The sequence below is a fragment of the Parashewanella sp. 2210YD4-3 genome, assembly GCF_056591735.1.
In genome coordinates, this window is record NZ_JBWQOG010000029.1 from 1 (window position 1) to 1258 (window position 1258).

At 39.9% G+C, this 1258-nt stretch carries 1 protein-coding gene; it reads left to right on the plus strand.

The window, feature by feature from the left end; genetic code table 11:
* Positions 1-116: 116 nt before the first annotated feature.
* Positions 117-1247 (plus strand): ISAs1 family transposase, encoded by a 1131-nt coding sequence (locus AC1EU0_RS19150; protein WP_480304372.1) that lies wholly within the window; start codon positions 117-119, stop codon positions 1245-1247.
* The last annotated feature ends 11 nt before the right edge of the window (positions 1248-1258 follow it).

Sequence of the window (1258 nt, forward strand, 5' to 3'; positions counted from 1 at the left end):
TAGGGAAAGATCATGAAACGCCCCGTCACAGCTAGTTTTCCGTAGATTTAGAAATTTAGCTTTTCTTTTATATCCTACTGTGATCTTATACTTCTTTTTAGAGTATGAGATTTCTTATGAACGGCCATGATTTGATCCAACAACTTTCCACAATCAGAGATCCACGACAGGACTGGAAGATTGAACACAAACTAACAGATATTTTGCTACTCACCATTTGTGGTGTTATTGCTGGTGCTGAAGGCTGGGAAGAAGTCGAAGACTTTGGTCATGAACGTCTTGACTGGCTTCAGAATTATGGAGATTTTGATAATGGTATTCCCGCACACGATACCATTGCCAGAGTAGTCAGCAGCATTAGTGCAAAGCAGTTCCAACAATGCTTTATTGATTGGATGCAAGCTTGTCATGAAATGACTAAAGGCGATGTTGTCGCTATTGATGGTAAAACTGTTCGCCGTTCATATAACAAAGCAAAACGACTTGGTCCAATTCATATGGTGAGTGCTTTTTCTACAGCCAATAATGTTGTGTTAGGGCAAATAAAAACGGCTGAAAAATCCAATGAAATTACCGCAATTCCAGAGTTACTAAAACTGTTAGACATTAGAGGTTGCATTGTAACCATTGATGCAATGGGCTGTCAGAAGCAAATAGCTCAAACAATCTTAGATAAAGATGCTGACTACTTGCTTGCAGTAAAAGGTAATCATAAGCGCTTAGAAGAAGCCTTTATCAAACATTTCTCTATGGATAAGCTACAGAAGTGGACTGGTGAATATTTCACAACAAACGAAAAGTCACATGGGCGTGAAGAAACTCGAATGCACATAACATGTGAAACCTTTGGAGAGTTTGTTGATTTAGGCTTTGAGTGGCCAGGGCTACAAACATTGGGAGTCAGTATTTCCTTTAGAAATAACGAAGGTGAAGTTCCCACAGACGCTACAATTCGATACTTCATTAGCTCAGCTAAATTAACGCCTAAGAAGTTTGCTGAAGCTGTAAGATCGCATTGGCATATTGAAAATAAGCTTCACTGGAAATTGGATGTTGCGATGCGAGAAGATAACTGTCGTATACGACGAGGTGAAGCACCTGAAGTGTTTTCAAACATACGTCATGTAGCGCTGAATTTACTCAATAAGGAAACAACCTTTAAAGCCGGTTTAAAGAGAAAGCAAAAGAAAGCAGCCATGAGTACAAGCTACCTAGCTCAAGTCCTTGCTGGGCAAGAGCTTTCGTAATCTTGCCGTGC